The 14990-nt window shown below is 66.3% G+C and carries 15 protein-coding genes; 3 read left to right on the top strand and 12 right to left on the bottom strand.

From position 1 onward, the window contains the following. Positions 1 to 2: 2 nt before the first annotated feature. Positions 3 to 458: a DNA repair putative endonuclease MmcB gene (gene mmcB / locus O5K31_RS17390; RefSeq protein ID WP_269715006.1), complete on the bottom strand. Its 456-nt coding sequence runs from the start codon at positions 456 to 458 to the stop codon at positions 3 to 5. 630 nt (positions 459 to 1088) lie between these two features. On the opposite strand from mmcB, the gene O5K31_RS17385 reads away from it, so the two are divergent. Further along, on the top strand, positions 1089 to 2054 hold the full coding sequence (locus tag O5K31_RS17385; protein ID WP_269715005.1) for a hypothetical protein: 966 nt from the start codon (positions 1089 to 1091) through the stop codon (positions 2052 to 2054). On the opposite strand, the gene O5K31_RS17380 is transcribed toward O5K31_RS17385, so the two are convergent. From O5K31_RS17380 to O5K31_RS17370, 3 genes are all read right to left on the bottom strand, one after another. Then, entirely contained in the window at positions 2051 to 2596 is a 546-nt protein-coding gene (locus tag O5K31_RS17380; RefSeq protein ID WP_442867788.1) for a lipocalin family protein, read from the bottom strand. The two genes, O5K31_RS17385 and O5K31_RS17380, sit on opposite strands and share 4 nt — an antisense overlap. Before the next feature lie 16 nt (positions 2597 to 2612). Next, the gene (locus tag O5K31_RS17375) at positions 2613 to 3140 is read right to left on the bottom strand and encodes a lipocalin family protein (protein WP_269715004.1); all 528 of its coding nucleotides are present in this window, start codon (positions 3138 to 3140) and stop codon (positions 2613 to 2615) included. Between the two features lie 87 nt (positions 3141 to 3227). Next, entirely contained in the window at positions 3228 to 4355 is a 1128-nt protein-coding gene (locus tag O5K31_RS17370; protein WP_269715003.1) for a ferritin-like domain-containing protein, read from the bottom strand. A 142-nt stretch (positions 4356 to 4497) separates the two neighbouring features. On the opposite strand from O5K31_RS17370, the gene O5K31_RS17365 reads away from it, so the two are divergent. Then, positions 4498 to 5199 (top strand): NAD-dependent deacylase, encoded by a 702-nt coding sequence (locus O5K31_RS17365; protein ID WP_442867737.1) that lies wholly within the window; start codon positions 4498 to 4500, stop codon positions 5197 to 5199. On the opposite strand, the gene O5K31_RS17360 is transcribed toward O5K31_RS17365, so the two are convergent. Next, positions 5196 to 5600, bottom strand: a complete 405-nt coding sequence (locus O5K31_RS17360) for a metallopeptidase family protein (RefSeq protein WP_269717098.1) — start codon at positions 5598 to 5600, stop codon at positions 5196 to 5198. The genes O5K31_RS17365 and O5K31_RS17360 overlap by 4 nt on opposite strands. 93 nt (positions 5601 to 5693) lie before the next feature. Between O5K31_RS17360 and divL the strand changes: the two genes are divergently transcribed. Further along, on the top strand, positions 5694 to 8021 hold the full coding sequence (gene divL, locus O5K31_RS17355; protein WP_269715001.1) for a cell cycle protein kinase DivL: 2328 nt from the start codon (positions 5694 to 5696) through the stop codon (positions 8019 to 8021). A gap of 14 nt (positions 8022 to 8035) precedes the next feature. Here divL and O5K31_RS17350 read toward each other — a convergent pair whose 3' ends face one another. The 7 genes from O5K31_RS17350 to zapE all read right to left on the bottom strand — a co-directional run bounded on the left by O5K31_RS17350 (position 8036) and on the right by zapE (position 14975). Continuing rightward, the gene (locus O5K31_RS17350; RefSeq protein WP_269715000.1) at positions 8036 to 8356 is read right to left on the bottom strand and encodes a 2Fe-2S iron-sulfur cluster-binding protein; all 321 of its coding nucleotides are present in this window, start codon (positions 8354 to 8356) and stop codon (positions 8036 to 8038) included. Between the two features lie 27 nt (positions 8357 to 8383). Further along, positions 8384 to 9607, bottom strand: a complete 1224-nt coding sequence (locus tag O5K31_RS17345) for an NAD(P)/FAD-dependent oxidoreductase (RefSeq protein ID WP_269714999.1) — start codon at positions 9605 to 9607, stop codon at positions 8384 to 8386. Positions 9608 to 9676: 69 nt separating this feature from the next. Continuing rightward, a complete protein-coding gene (locus O5K31_RS17340; RefSeq protein ID WP_269714998.1) occupies positions 9677 to 10459 on the bottom strand; it encodes a succinate dehydrogenase iron-sulfur subunit in 783 nt (260 codons plus the stop codon). Between the two features lie 8 nt (positions 10460 to 10467). Further along, positions 10468 to 12255 (bottom strand): succinate dehydrogenase flavoprotein subunit, encoded by a 1788-nt coding sequence (sdhA, locus tag O5K31_RS17335; RefSeq protein ID WP_269714997.1) that lies wholly within the window; start codon positions 12253 to 12255, stop codon positions 10468 to 10470. Continuing rightward, positions 12256 to 12657: a succinate dehydrogenase, hydrophobic membrane anchor protein gene (gene sdhD, locus O5K31_RS17330; RefSeq protein WP_269714996.1), complete on the bottom strand. Its 402-nt coding sequence runs from the start codon at positions 12655 to 12657 to the stop codon at positions 12256 to 12258. Further along, the gene (gene sdhC, locus O5K31_RS17325; RefSeq protein WP_269714995.1) at positions 12654 to 13064 is read right to left on the bottom strand and encodes a succinate dehydrogenase, cytochrome b556 subunit; all 411 of its coding nucleotides are present in this window, start codon (positions 13062 to 13064) and stop codon (positions 12654 to 12656) included. Before sdhC ends, sdhD begins: the two co-directional genes overlap by 4 nt. A gap of 798 nt (positions 13065 to 13862) precedes the next feature. Beyond that, positions 13863 to 14975, bottom strand: coding sequence for a cell division protein ZapE (gene zapE / locus O5K31_RS17320; protein WP_269714994.1), 1113 nt, complete (start codon positions 14973 to 14975; stop codon positions 13863 to 13865). Positions 14976 to 14990: the final 15 nt, after the last annotated feature.

Here is a 14990-nt window from a genome sequence, read left to right as displayed (position 1 = left end):
ATTCAGGCGTCCAGGGTCTCGGCCTGGACGCCAGCCGCCCTCAGGGCCGCCAGCCGGCCGAACGCGATGGTCAAGGCCTTGCGCCGCGCTCCCGCCAGGGGCGCGGCCCCCGCCTCGCGCACCACGGCCCCGCCAAAGGCGTCGGCGACGATCAGCCCCGGCTCGTCCGGCAGCACGCCGTCTGGAAAGTCCGGCGACACCGCGAAATAGAAGGCGTCGCAATAGGGCGCGTACTCGCCCCACTTGCGGTCGGTGCGGAAGTCGTCGATCCCCGACTTCACCTCCACGATCACCAGCTCACCCTTGCGGCCCATGGCCATCAGGTCCGCCCGCCGCCCATTGGGCAGCCGCACTTCCGCCAGGGGCGCATAGCCCAACCCGATCAGCAGCCGCGCCGCCCCCCGCGTCACCGACGCGGTGGTCTCCGGGCGCGAAATGAAGGTGACAGCCACGTCCATCCGGCCATTTTGTTCCGGATATGTTCGTGTGGCAAGCGGCGGGAAGAGCGTAGGTTTTAGCGCTACTTACGAGGAAGGTTGGAAGCTGCCAACGCTGATCCAACGGAGATAAAATCGGCTGAAAGCGCGCCAAACATGTCGCAATAGGCAGGCGAGAGAGCCTTGCTGACGCCGTTGACCTGGCGCGCCTTCTTTGCGGGCGCTACTGGTTCTTCAACTTTCCGAGCAGCAACCACGGTTACGTCTTCAGAGCGGATGAAGCACGAGTCTGACCAAGCGTTAAGGCGCGCAGAAGCACCTCGAGCGGTTGCAACTTTCTCTGCAGCGTCCTTCTGACTTGTGCCGAGAAGCGTCCATTGCGAGCCAGAGCCTGCTACAGCGATTCCCCGCACGAGAAGTTGAGCCTTCTCTGAGTCGGTCATCGTCCCATCGTCCCCTTGCGCGTGCCGCCGTGCGTATATGCGCTCGCCCAATCTCGCACAAGTTATTAACCGATCAATTCTCGTCGCCAAAAAAAGTTGCCTATTCGGAACAATTTTTGTGACAGCGGTATAATTAATATAAGTTCTGACTGAAATTCGCGCGGCAGGCCTCTCCGGATGCAACTTCCAGCGCACGAGAGGCGTGTTCATGTCGGTTGGTAATCCTGAAAAGGAAGCTGAGGGCGATTCGGTTGAAGCGCCTCTCCAGGTTCCAGAAGTTGCGAATGAAGAACGCTCTGACGTTCTCACTCGAATCTTGAATCAAGTGCGAGCCGACGCGCTTTTTGCCCGACAATGGTGGAGAGACCGGAACCCCGCCCTGGCTGCGCCCCTTGAGCCGGTTGTGGCTATCCTTTCAGCAAATAACCTTGTGGTAAGCGAAGGCCTTGGCGATGCGGGTTTCAAATCCGATCCTGAGAACTTCGAGGTTTTGTTTAATGCAAACTATCTAAGGTCGATTTCTTCGGCTGTTGAAAATCTATTCCCTATTGAGCCGGGAGAGTCGCCGGGCGCCCTCGAAGAGATAATTAGACAAGCTGTAGCCTTATATGTTTTCCATGAAATCACCCATATTACTCAGAAATTCATGGAGCACGAGCTAGCTGCGACAATGAAAGTGGCGTTTAGCCCGGACGAACTCAGCAAAATAGATCTAGTCGCCGATGTTCGAGCGGCGCATTGCAATGCATTGATAGATACTGCAAAGCAGGAAAACTTAGATAGAAACGCTTATCTTGAAAGTTATAGGAACAACCTGCTTCTTTCGTATCAGTTGCTTGTGCGAGCATTTTCTTTAAAAGACAAAGATCACAAAAAGAAGCGTGCTCTTGGCCTGCTAACCAACGTTGTCCTAACCCAAGGTGCGATCACCTCAGTGGGTGGGGAGGCGACGCGGCGGATGGAGCTGGCCGTGAAGCCAGCCTTTACGTCTGTTGATCTCGATGGTGGGACCATTGTAGCCCTGACTTGCGGCTCGTCGGGTTGGGAAATTCTTTTCCACGGCGAAGTGGCCACCAACCGCATGAATGTTCAAGAGATGTGGGACGCGGTTGGTGACACCGACACCGATGATATCTTGGCGATTCTGCGCGTTGCCTATGAGAAGCTGATCTAGTCCCCCGGCGGCTGCTTCACGATCTTCAGCATCCCCGTGTCGTAGCCCATCGCCTTGACCCGCCCGATCAGGGCGTCGCGTTCGGCGTCCGAGAGGACCGGCTCCCTGGACAGAATCCACAGGTACCTGCCTGAGCCCTCGCCGACGATGGACCAGCTGTAGTCCTCCGCGCGGTCCAGCACCCAGTAGTCGCCGAAGAACGGGCCGAAGAACGACACCTTCAGCTTGGCGCCTTTGGACCCCTCGACCACCTTGGCCTTGCCGTCGGCGACCTTGACCGGGCCGTCGGGCGCGCCCTCGCGGCAGGTGTTCTTGACCCCCACCATGCCGTCCGGCCGCAGGGTGTATTCGGCGGTGACGCCCTCGCAGCCTTTTTCGAAGCGCTGCTCATAGCGCGCGATCTCGTACCAGACGCCCAGATAGCGGTTCAGGGCCACGGGCTCGGCCGGCTCGGGGACATTGGCGTTGCCGCTCGGCCCGCCCATACAGGCGGCGGTCAGGCCGGCGAGGAGCGCGGCGGCGACAGATAGGGCGGAGCGGATGCGCACGGGGTGATCCTCAGGCAGGCGGCTGTTGCGGATATTCCAGCCGATCGACCGGATAACCCAGGGCCTTGATACGGGCCAGGGCGGCGGCCTTGGCCGCCGGGCTCATCACCGCCGCACGCGACAGCAGCCAGATGAAGTTGCCGCCCGGCGTGGCCATCAGCGCCCACGACTGGTCGTCGGCCCGGTCCAGCACCCAGTATTCCTGCTTCTTCAGCCCGCCCAGGAAGCTCATGGAGAACTTGGCGTTGCGGCTGGCCTGCACGACCTTGCCGGTGGTGTTGAATACCTTGGCCTTGCCGGCCGCCGATCCCTGGCGACAGGTCTGGACGACGGTGAAGGCCCCGGCGCCCGACTGGGTGAACACCGTGGACGGCGCCTCGCAATTGCGCTGCCCGGCGTTGGGCAGGCGCGCCACCTCGTACCAGCGGCCGCTGTAGAACTTTTCCGGCACCGGCTTGCTCGGCGGCGGGGCGGCCGCGAGGGCGGAGGTTGAGAAAACGAGGCCCGCCGCGAGGCCGGCGAAGGGGGAAATGCGCATCGGCCATCCTTTAAGCATGGGACGGGCCAACGCAAAGCGCCCCGCCGGGGTTCCGACGGGGCGCTGCTTTAGGTGGTTGGCTGACGCCTACTCGGCGGCGATGCTCACCGCCGCCACCGGGCGATCCTTGAAGTTGATCGCCTGCAGATAGCGGATGCCGTCCTCGGCGATGTCGTCGCCGACCATGCGGTCGCCCTCGGCCTTCAGCTCGTCGATGTCGACGTACATGGCGTAGAAGGCGCGGGTCCGGTCGGTGATGATGCCGGCGTTGAGCAGGGTCTTCACCAGCACCCGGAAGATGTTGGTCTGCTCCTTCATGTTCTCCCGACGCAGGTCGTCGGTCATGATCTTCCCGTACTCCTCGACCACCTTGTCCGGATCGAGCCCGAATTCGGCGTAGAGGTCGCGCTGCTGGTGCGGCGAGACGAGGTTGAACAGCAGGGTCTGGAAGCAGTGCGCCGCCCAGTCCTCGATGATGTTGTGCTCTTCGGGGCTCAGCTTGGGCACGGTGCGGTCGGCCCAGATCTTCCCGAACTTGTGGTGGAAGGCCTCGTCCGTCATCACCAGCTGCAGCAGCTTCTTGCCCAGCGGATCATTGATCTGGTTGAAGAAGGTGGCGAAGGCGCCCATGGCCAGGCCCTCGACCAGCATCTGCATGCCGATGATCTTCTTGTAGACCTCCGGCGCGCCGATGATCTCGACCAGCAGGGTCTTCAGGGCCGGGCCGCATTCCACCGGGCGGCCCCAGCGGGCCTTGATGTACTTGGCGAAGGCCGTGACGTGGCGGGCTTCTTCACGGGTCTGGTTGGCGGCGTATTCCTGCGCGCCCTGGTCCTTCAGCACGTGGCAGAGGCTGGCCGACAGGTTCAGCGCGCCCTGCTCGCCGTGCAGGATCGAAGAAAAGCTGCGCAGCACCGACTGGTTGATGAAGCGGATGCGCTGCTTGGGGTCCGAAAGGTGGTCGGACACGTAGTCGGTGGACAGGGCGATCACCAGCTCTTCGGGAACCAGCGCCTGGTTCTCCATGTCGAAGGGCTCGTCGAAATCGATATAGGCCTTGTCCAGCGGGTCCCAGAAGTGATCGTGGGTCGCCGAGATGATCTTGTCGAAGGCCGTGGAGCGGTTGTTGTACCGATCAAGATCGAGCATCGACTCGAAATCGTCCGGCGCAACCGCGTCGTACATGGCGTCCTTGGTGATGTTCTTGTCGGTCACGGCGCGCTCCTTTTGGCCCTTCAAAGGCGGGTCCGCTTGCTTGGAACCTCTGGCTTTCGAAACAATCCGCCCAAAAATATCGACGGTCAAATGAAAATGACGGCAGCGTCACGTTTGTAATTTGGGCTCTGGAGTCAAAAACTTGCGTATCTTCCTCCTGACCGGAGCCGGGGTCTCCGCCGAAAGCGGCCTTGGCACCTTCCGCGACAAAGGCGGGCTATGGACCCGCTTCGACCTGAACGAGGTGGCCACGCCCCAGGGCTACGCCCGCGACCCGGACAAGGTGCTGGCCTTCTATTCCATGCGTCGCGAGAACCACGGCGACGCCGAACCCAACGCCGCCCACTTCGCCGTCGCCCGGCTGGAGCAGGAACTGGCGGCGCGGGGCTGGCGGCTGTTTCTCTGCACCCAGAACGTCGACAACTTGCACGAACGCGGCGGCGCCCGGGCGGTGCATCACATGCATGGCCAGGTGTTCCGCACCCGCTGCGGCCATTGCCGCGTCATCTTCGACGACGCGGCGCCCCTCACCCAGGATCGCGCCTGCCCCGAATGCGGCCGGGCGGGCCTGCTGCGGCCCGACGTGGTCTGGTTCGGCGAGACGCCGCTAGGCCTGGACATGATCGACGAGGAGCTTTCGCAGGCGGACCTGTTCGTGTCCCTGGGCACCTCGGGCTCGGTCTATCCGGCGGCGGGCCTGGTCTCCCAGGCCCGGTCGTGGGGCATACGCACCTGCGAGTTGAACCTGGAGCCCTCCCAGAACGCCTTCGCCTTCGACGAGCGCCGCTACGGCCCAGCGACCGAGATCGTCCCGGCCTGGGTGGAGGAAGTGTTGAGGGGCTAGCCCTCGTCCTCAATCCGGTGGATGTCATCGTCGGACAGGCCGAAATGATGGCCGATCTCGTGGACCAGCACGTGCTCGATCAGCTGGCCCAACTCCAGGTCGCCGCGGTCGGCCCACTCGTCCAGGATCGGCCGGCGATAGAGAAACACCATGGCCGCCTCGGGCGCGGGCCCCAGGAACGAGCGTCGCCCGATGTCGACCCCGCGATACAGGCCGGTGAGCTCGAAGGGGTCCTCGATCCCCATCTCGTCCAGGGTCGCCTCGTCGGCGAAATCCTCGATGCGGAACAGCACCTCGCCGGTCAGCTGGCGCACCTCCGCCGGCAGCGCTTCAAAGGCGGCTTGGGCGAGGCGGGCGAAGTCGTCGAGTCCCGGCGCGCGGGCCTTGGTCCAGTCGGTCATCATCTGCAGATAACCCGTTCCTCAGCGTTCGCCAGCGGCGCAGATGCGGCTTAAGCTTAATTTCCTGATTCGCAGCTTGCCCGTGGACCGCCCTTGGCTCCTCTCAGCCCGTCCGATCTGATCCTGGCGGCGACGGCTGGCGCGGTTAGCCTGGCGGTCTGCTCGACCCTGTGGTCCGTGGCCCAGCGCCGCCGCCACGCCGACCAGATGGCCGCCCTCAAGCGCCAGTTGCGCGACGCCCAGACCCTGACCTCCGCCGCCCAGGCCTCGGCCGAGGCTTTCGACAGCGCCCTGATCGCCATCGACGACGGCGACGCCATGCTGGCCTCGGGCATCGACAGCCTGATCGCCTGCGCCGCCGTGTTCGGCATCGACCGACCCGAGGCCCAGGCGGTGGTCAACGCCGTGATGCGGGCCGAGCCGGACCACGCCAAGCGCCTGCGCGCCCTGTTCGACAGGGGCGAGCCGTGCGCCTTCGAGGCCCGCGGGCCCAAGGGCGCGGTGTCGGTAGAGGGCCGAGCCGCGGGCGCCATCGCCTGGCTGCGCCTCACCGCCCTGGACGAGGACGAAGGCCTGCCCACCGCCGCCCGCTTCGCCGCCTTCCTCGACGCCCGCCCCGACCCGGCCTGGATCGCCGGCGGCGACGGCTCCCTGCAATGGGTCAACGCCGCCTGGCTGCGGGCCGTGGGCGCCGCCAGCTTCGCCGACGCCACCGCGCGCCAGCTGTCCTTCGACCGCCCGGCCGAGGCCCTGGCCAGCGAGGCGGCCAATCTGGGCAAGCGCCGCGAGGCCACCCGCCATGTTCCGATCGAGGGGCGCCGCCGCGCCTTCAGATTCATCGCCGATCCGCTGGAAGGCGGCGGCGCGGGCGTGTGGAGCATCGACGTCACCGAGCTCGAGGACACCCGCGAGGCGTTCAAGAAGCATGTCGAGGCCCACGACGAGACCCTGAACCACATCGGCGACGCGGTGGCGATCTTCAGCCAGCAGCGCCGTCTGTCGTTCCACAACACCGCCTTCGCCGAGCTGTGGGGCCTGGAGCCCGCCTGGCTGGCCGACCGCCCGACCCACGGCGAGATCCTCGACCGCCTGCGCCAGCGTCGCCGCCTGCCCGAGACCGTCGACTACGCCAAGTGGAAGGCCGCCGAGCTCAGCCACTACGAGGACATCCGCCCCCAGGCCGACGACCTGTGGACCGTGCCCGACGGCCGGACCCTGAAAGTCGTGCGCCAGCCCCACCCCCTGGGCGGCATGCTGGTGCTCTATTCGGACATCACCGGCGAGCTGCGCCTCAAGGCCCAGTACAACTCCCTGATCCAGGTGCAGCAGGCCACCCTCGACAAGCTGAACGACGCGGTTTCGGTGTTCGGCTCCGACGGCCGCCTGCGTCTGCACAACGACGCCTTCGCCGGCTTCTGGAACGTCAGCGCGGCCGATCTGGAGGCCGCCGCCGATTTCGAGCGCGTGGTCGAGCTTTGCCAGCACCGTATCCACGACCTGCAGTTCTGGCGTGAGCTCAAGGGCCGCGTCGCTGACCCCGATCCCCAGGCCCGCGCCCCGATCAGCGGCGAGATCAAGGACAGCGACGGCCGAACCATCGCCTATCAGTCGCGCCCCCTGCCGGACGGCGCCACCCTGATCGCCTTCTCCGACATCACCGACACCCGCCAGCTGGAGCAGGCCCTCAACGACCGCTCCATGGCCCTGACCGAGGCCCAGCGGCTCAAGCGCGACTTCGTCGGCAACGTCTCCTACGAACTGCGCACCCCGCTCACCACGATCATCGGCTATTCCGAGTTGCTGGAGCACATGGGCGACACCATGCCCGAGCGCGCCCGCAGCCACCTGTCGGCCGTCCGCACCGCCGCCTCGCAGCTGGCCCGCTCCATCGACGACGTGCTCGATATGGCCCAGATCGACGCCGACGAGATGGCCCTCGATGTCAGCGACATCCGTGTCTACGACCTTTTGGCCGACGCCGAGGCGCGCTGGATCGAGCGGGCTCAGGCCGGCAAGATCGCTCTCGACCTGGCCTGCGACCCCGCGGTCGGCCTGATCCGCGGCGACTCAAAGCGGCTGGGCCAGGTGCTCGATCACCTGATGGAGAACGCCCTGCTCCAGACGCCCCAGGGCGGCAAGGTCACCCTGTCGGCGACCCGCGCCGTGGGCGAAATGCGGCTGCAGGTGGCCGACACCGGTCGCGGCATCCCCTTCCACGTCCAGGCGCACATCTTCGATCGTTTCGTGGACCGCGACCGTGGCGGCCCAGGCCTGGGCCTGGCCCTGGTCAAGGCGCTGGTCGAGTTGCACGGCGGCTGGGTGGCCCTGGAAAGCGAGCCGGGCGCCGGTGCGGTGTTCACCTGCCACCTGCCCGAATTCGTCCAGCACGCGGCCCAGCCCGAACTGGCCCTCAAGCCCTAGACGGCGGCGAAAGCCTAGTGCTGGCTTTCGGGCATCCGCACGACCAGGCCGTCCAGCGCGTCGGTGACCTTGATCTGGCACGACAGGCGGCTGTTGGGCTCCACGTTCTCGGCGAAGTCGAGCATGGATTCCTCCATCGCCGACGCCGTGCCCGTCTTGTCGCGCCAGGCCTCGTCTACATAGACGTGGCAGGTGGCGCAGGCGCAGGCCCCGCCGCAGTCGGCGTCGATGCCGGGGACGTTGTTCTTAACCGCCCCTTCCATGACCGTCAGGCCCGGCTTCACGTCCAGGACGTGTTCGGTGCCGTCATGTTCGACATAGGTGATCTTCGCCATGCGTTCCTCGGATGCGGTCGGGGCAGCTTAGGCCGCGACTTCCTTCATTGAAATCGTGGTGTCCGCCAGCTTGTCGATCGAGACCGGCGTGCGCCGGCTGATCAGCATCTTGCCGGCCATGAATTCGGGCGGGGCGTTCACCGCCTCCACCGCCTGGACCAGATCGCCCTTCAGGTGGAATACGGCGAAGCTGGCGGTCGCGGGATCGCCCCGCACCAGGATGCGGTCCGCGTCGAAGGGCAGGCCGGCGATCTGCAGTTTCAGGTCGTACTGATCCGACCAGAACCACGGCACTTCCGGCGTCGGGCCGGCGCGGCCGACGATGGCGCTGGCCGCCTGCTTGGCCTGCTCCAGGGCGTTGGGCACGCTCTCCAGTCGGAACTGGCGGTCGTACAGCGGCAGCGGCCGGTGGGCCACGTCGCCGATGGCGAAGATATACGGATCGGAGGTGCGCGCCTCCAGGTCCACCACCACGCCCCCGGCGCAGTCGAGGCCGCAGTCCTGCGCCAGCTCGTCATTGGGATGGGCGCCGACGCCCACCAGGACCGCGTCGCAGGGCAGGGTGCGGCCGTCGGCCAGCTTCACGCCCGCCACCTTGCCGTCCGTCCCGGTGAAGGCCTCGACCCCGGCGTTCAGCTCGAAGGTGACCCCGTGCTCGCCATGATAGCGCTGGAAAAATTGCGACAGCTCAGGACAGGCGACGCGGGCTAGGACGCGGGTCTCGCGCTCGATGACCACCACCTCCGCGCCCAGGGCGCGGGCCGAAGCCGCGGCCTCGAGCCCCACATAGCCGCCGCCGATGATCGCCAATCGCCTGCCAGGACCCAGCGCGCCCTTCAGCGTCTCGGCGTCCGCCGCCGTGCGCAAGGCCAGGACCCCCGCAAGGTCCGCCCCCTCGATGGGCAGCATGCGCGGCCGCGCGCCGGTGGCCAGGATCAGGAAGTCGTAGGAAAGGCTCTCGCCGCTGGCCAGGGTGACGGCCCTTGCCCCGCGATTGATTTCGACAGCCACGCCGCCCAGCCGCAGGGCGACGTCGGCTTCGGCGTACCAACTGTCGGGCTTGAGGGCCAGGCTGTCGGCGTCCGCCTCCCCCTTCAGCCACGCCTTCGACAGGGGCGGACGCTGATAGGGAAGCAGCGGCTCCTCGCCGACCAGATAGATCGGACCCTCGAAGCCGTACTGACGCAGAAACGCCGCTGCAGAGCCGCCGGCATGGCCGGCCCCCACGATCACGACACGCGGCTTGCTCACTCGACGTTCCTCCCGTCGGCCAAAAATGACGGGGTCGTCACTTTAAGGCAAGAGGGATCGGCGGGTGGATCAGACCACCCGCTCCACCATCATCTTCTTGATCTCGGCGATGGCCTTGGCGGGGTTCAGACCCTTGGGGCAAACCTGGGCGCAGTTCATGATCGTATGGCAGCGATACAGCTTGAACGGATCTTCCAGGGCGTCGAGACGGTCGCCCGTGGATTCATCACGGCTGTCGATCAGCCAGCGATAGGCGTGCAGCAGGGCGGCCGGACCCAGGTACTTCTCGCCGTTCCACCAGTAGCTGGGGCACGAGGTCGAGCAGCAGGCGCACAGGATGCACTCGTACAGGCCGTCCAGCTTCTCACGGTCTTCCGGAGCCTGGCGCCATTCCTTTTCGGGGGTCGGCGTGTCGGTGTGCAGCCAAGGCTCGATCGAGGCGTACTGCGCATAGAACAGGGTCAGGTCGGGGATCAGGTCCTTGACCACCGGCAGGTGGGGCAGGGGGCTGATCTGCACGGCCTTGCCGGGAACCTCTTCCCAGCCGTGGGTGCAGGCCAGGGTGTTGCGCCCGCCGATGTTCATCGAGCAGGAACCGCACACGCCCTCGCGGCACGACCGGCGGAAGGCCAGCGTCGGGTCGACGGTGTTCTTGATGTACAGCAGGGCGTCCAGGACCATGGGCCCGCACGCCTCGACATCGATGTCGTAGGTGTCCCAGCGCGGGTTGCCGCCCGCCTCGGGATCATAGCGGTAGATCTTGAAGGTCTTGACCTTCTTGGCTCCCGCCGGCGCGGGCCAGTGCTTGCCGGCCTGGACCTTGGAGTTCTTAGGCAGCGCGAGTTCGACCATCTTCTACCTCAGTAAACCCGGGCCTTGGGCGGGATGTAGGCGATGTCTTCCGACATCGTGTAGTCGTGGACCGGCCGGTAATCGATCTTGACCTTGCCGGTCGCCTGATCGAGCCACGCCAGGGTGTGCTTCATCCACTTCTTGTCGTCGCGGTCCGGGCAGTCCTCGCGGGCGTGGGCGCCGCGGCTCTCGGTGCGGTTCAGGGCGCCGTTGACGGTGACCACGGCCTGGCAGACCAGGTTGTCGAACTCCAGGGTCTCCATCAGGTCGGTGTTCCAGACCAGACCGCGGTCGGACACCTGGATGTCGGCCTTCTTGGCGTAGACCGCCGCCAGACGCGACACGCCGCTCTGCAGGCTCTCGCCGGTGCGGAACACCGCGGCGTCCTCCTGCATGGCCTTCTGCATTTCCAGACGCAGGGACGCCGTCGGGGTCGAGCCCGAAGCGTTGCGGAAGGCGTCCAAGCGCGCGATGTGGCCGGCGGTGTGGGCTTCCGTCAGTTCCGGCTGCTTGGCGCCCGGCGTCAGGATTTCGGCGCAGCGCAGGCCGGCCGCGCGGCCGAACACCACCAGGTCGATCAGCGAGTTGGAGCCCAGGCGGTTGGCGCCATGGACGCTCACGCAGGCCGCTTCGCCCACGGCCATCAGGCCCGGGATCACCTGGTCCGGGTTCTTGCCGGCCTTGGTGACGACTTCCCCGTGATAGTTCGTGGGGATGCCGCCCATGTTGTAGTGGACGGTCGGCAGGACCGGGATCGGCGCCTTGGTGACGTCGACGCCGGCGAACACCTTGGCGGTCTCGGAGATGCCGGGCAGGCGCTCGGCCAGGATCTTCGGGTCCAGGTGGTCCAGGTGCAGGAAGATGTGGTCCTTGTTCGGACCGACCCCGCGCCCTTCACGGATCTCGATGGTCATGGCGCGGCTGACCATGTCGCGCGGCGCCAGGTCCTTAACGGACGGCGCATAGCGCTCCATGAAGCGCTCGCCTTCGGAGTTGGTCAGATAGCCGCCCTCGCCGCGGGCGCCTTCGGTGATCAGGCAGCCGGCGCCATAGATGCCGGTGGGGTGGAACTGCACGAACTCCATGTCCTGCAGCGGCAGGCCGGCGCGCAGCACCATGGCGTTGCCGTCGCCGGTGCAGGTGTGGGCCGAGGTGGCCGAGAAGTACGAGCGGCCATAGCCGCCGGTGGCCAGGATGACCATCTGCGCCTGGAAGCGGTGCAGGGTGCCGTCGTCCAGCTTCCACGCGGTCACGCCGCGGCACACGCCTTCGTCCATGATCAGGTCGAGGGCGAAGTACTCGATGAAGAACTCGGTGTCCTTGGCCAGGGCCTGGCCGTACATCGTGTGCAGCATGGCGTGACCGGTCCGGTCCGCCGCCGCGCAGGTGCGCTGGATCGGGGCCTCGCCATAGTTCTTGGTCATGCCGCCGAAGGCGCGCTGATAGATCTTGCCTTCCTCGGTGCGCGAGAACGGCACGCCCCAGTGCTCCAGCTCATAGACGGCGGCCGGCGCATTGCGGGTCAGGTATTCGATGGCGTCCTGGTCGCCCAGCCAGTCCGACCCCTTGACGGTGTCGTACATGTGCCAGCGCCAGTCATCCTGGCTCATGTTTCCCAGCGAGGCCGAGATGCCGCCCTGGGCCGCCACGGTGTGGCTGCGCGTGGGGAACACCTTGCTGACGCAGGCGGTGCGAAGCCCGGCCGCGGCGCAGCCCAGCGCGGCGCGCAGGCCCGAGCCGCCGGCCCCGACCACCACCACGTCGAACTTGTGATCGATGAATTTGTAAGCCGACATCTAGAGAGCTCCGGTGAGCGCGATCTTGACGATCGCGAACACACCCAGTGCGCCCGCAAGGACGCTGACGAACAGGTTGAGCAGCAGCAGCGCCGTCTTGGCGCCGAAGCCCTCGATATAGTCCTCGACCACCACCTGCATGGCGTTCTTCAGGTGGATCAGGCCCACCACCAGCAGCAGGCACAGCAGCACGGCGTTGACCGGCTGGCCGACCCAGGCCATCGCGCCCTCATAGTCGCCGCCCGACAGGCGCAGGGCCGCGAAGGCGCCCCACAGACCCAGCGGGATCAGGGCCAGGCCCGAGACGCGCTCGACGATGAAGTGGCTGACGCCGTGCTTGGCCGAACCCAGGCCCAGGGCCCGCGAACGCGGCGTGCGGAAGTTCGAGGCGGATTTGCTCACGACAGGGCTCCCGTAAAGCCGGCGATGACCCAGACCACCACGGCGGCGACCACGCCGAAGGTGATGGCGACCACGCCCGTCATGTCGGCGGTCTTGGGCAGGAAGCCGTAGCCCAGGTCCCAGAAGGTCTGGCGCACGTTGTAGGCGATGTTGAAGAACAGCATGACCGTCACGCCGAACAGCACCAGCTTGCCCAGGGGCGAACCCACCAGCGACATGTAGTGCGCATAGCAGTCCGGACCAGAGGCCAGGGCGATGGCCCAGCCCGCCAGCAACAGGGCGCCGAAATACAGCGCGAAGATGCTCGCGCGGTGCAGGATCGAGCAGGCCATGGTCACGTGCCAGCGCCACACCTGCAGGTGCGGCGACATCGGGCGCTCGGGAAGTCCCCCGTTGGGTGCGGTCATCAGACGTTCGGCCCCTGTTCGTCCTTGAATATGCTGCGCCGCTTTTAAGCCGCGATCAGGGGGTGTCAACGAAACCGCGACTGTTGAGAATCGATCTCAACCCCTTGGGCCGCAAGCTGCGCCAACCTGCCGCAGCGTCGTATCGGCGTTCTCGTAAAGAGGGGGCTAATGCCGACTTATCCGCCCCGCTCCGACCTCCCGTACTCTTGCCTCGTCTCCGCCACGTGGAAGGGCGCGCGGCCAGCGCTGTTGCTGTGGCGGGGATGCGGTCGAGCGGGGCGAGGCGTGAGGGGGGTACTCGCGCGGTCCGGGGATGGGAACGCTGGTCCCACCCGCCCGTCGGAGGCTTTGCCGGCTAAGCGCTAAGAGCGCTGCCTACCGGCGGCTCCCGGATAACGACCGTGCGGAGCGGACGGGCCTACGTCGAACCGGCACACTCCAAGACACATCGCCTGACGCAGATCAGGCCGCTCCGCCGCCCTTCCAACCTCACGGGATTCCCGTGGGGGTGCGCAGCTGTGCCCCAACCGCCGCTCACCCCGGCGAAGGCCGGGGCCCATACTGACTCTCAGCTTGGATCCCGGCCTTCGCCGGGATGAGCGGGTGAAGGGAGCCCGACCCAACCCCGTCACCCTAGGCCTTGTGCCTAGGGTCCAGAGACTCCGCGTGGGCCGAAAGACCAACAACGGTTCCACCTCCGCGAACCCAGAACCTCAGCCGTGTCTGGATCCTCGCCACAAGGGCGAGGATGACGGGTTGGGGGAGGCGACAAAGCCTGCTCCATCAAAGGGAGGAAACCTACTCCCGCACCTTCTCCAGCCACCCCGCCGAGCGCATCTCCTGCAAGCGCGACACCGTCCGCTCGAACTCGAACGCCCCATCGCCGGCCGGGTACAGGGCTTCCGGTTCGGCCTCGGCCAGGACGACGATCTTGGTCCCCGCCTCGTAAAGGGCGTCGACCAGGGTGTTGAACCGCTTGGCCGCGTCCCGCTTCTCCGGGCGCAGGGTCGGCAAATCTTCAAGGAACAGGGTGTGGAACCGCTCGGCGATCGCCAGGTAATCCTGCGGCCCCAGCGGCCGGTCGCACAGCTCGGCGAACCCGGCCCGCAACAGGCCGCCCGCCGCGCGGGGCAGGGTCAGCTTTCGGCCCATGATCTCCAGCGTCGCGCCGGTCTCGGCGTCGCCGTCCAGCATGTCGGCCCACAGGGCGTCGAACTCGCCCCGCGTCTGGGCGGTGATCGGCGAAAGCCAGATTCGCGCCGCCCGCAGCCGGTCCAGGCGAAAATCCGTCGGACCCGCCACCGCCACCACGTCCATCCGGGCCTTCAGCATGTCGATGAAGGGGACGAACAGCTGGCGGTTGATGCCGTTCTTGTACAGATCGTCCGGCGGCCGATTGGAGGTGGCCACAAGGGTCACCCCATGCTCGAACAGCGCCTCGAACAGCCGGCCCAGGATCATGGCGTCGGCGATGTCGGTGACCTGAAGTTCGTCGAAGCACAACAGGCGCGCGTCGGATGCGATCCGCTCCGCCGTCGGGGCGATGGGATCGTCCCCCTTGTGCTGGCCGAACCGCGCCTTGCGCTCCGCCGCGTCGCCCTTGCGCCAGGCGTCGATATCGGCGTGAACCTCCGCCATGAAGGCGTGAAAGTGGATGCGCCGCTTGCGGGCGGTTGGCGCGGTCTCGAAGAACAGGTCCATGATCATGGACTTGCCGCGCCCCACCGGGCCCCAGAGATAGACGCCCTTCTGGCTCTTGGGCTTGCGGCCGAAGAAGCGGAATCCCGGCTCCCCCGCCGCGTCCAGCGCGGTCTCCAGCCGCCCGAGGGCCTCGATCCCCGCCGCCTGGGCCGCGTCGGGCATGATCTGGCCCTGGGCGAGGCGGTCCTGATAGGCGGTGCGGATCGACATGGCCGCCTCGTTAGC

It is taken from the genome of Caulobacter sp. NIBR2454 (genome assembly GCF_027474405.1).
Taxonomy (GTDB): Bacteria; Pseudomonadota; Alphaproteobacteria; order Caulobacterales; family Caulobacteraceae; genus Caulobacter.
The sequence above is the reverse complement of the archived record's forward strand: the minus strand, read 5'-3'. Positions and strand labels throughout refer to the sequence as shown.

Excerpts from the sequence above, each read along its gene's own strand:
- mmcB (WP_269715006.1), bottom strand. The coding sequence starts at position 458 with ATGGACGTGGCTGTCACCTTCATTTCGCGCCCGGAGACCACCGCGTCG.
- O5K31_RS17385 (WP_269715005.1), top strand. The coding sequence starts at position 1,089 with ATGTCGGTTGGTAATCCTGAAAAGGAAGCTGAGGGCGATTCGGTTGAA.
- O5K31_RS17375 (WP_269715004.1), bottom strand. The coding sequence starts at position 3,140 with ATGCGCATTTCCCCCTTCGCCGGCCTCGCGGCGGGCCTCGTTTTCTCA.
- O5K31_RS17360 (WP_269717098.1), bottom strand. The coding sequence starts at position 5,600 with ATGACCGACTGGACCAAGGCCCGCGCGCCGGGACTCGACGACTTCGCC.
- O5K31_RS17350 (WP_269715000.1), bottom strand. The coding sequence starts at position 8,356 with ATGGCGAAGATCACCTATGTCGAACATGACGGCACCGAACACGTCCTG.
- O5K31_RS17340 (WP_269714998.1), bottom strand. The coding sequence starts at position 10,459 with ATGGTCGAACTCGCGCTGCCTAAGAACTCCAAGGTCCAGGCCGGCAAG.
- sdhA (WP_269714997.1), bottom strand. The coding sequence starts at position 12,255 with ATGTCGGCTTACAAATTCATCGATCACAAGTTCGACGTGGTGGTGGTC.
- sdhC (WP_269714995.1), bottom strand. The coding sequence starts at position 13,064 with ATGACCGCACCCAACGGGGGACTTCCCGAGCGCCCGATGTCGCCGCAC.
- zapE (WP_269714994.1), bottom strand. The coding sequence starts at position 14,975 with ATGTCGATCCGCACCGCCTATCAGGACCGCCTCGCCCAGGGCCAGATC.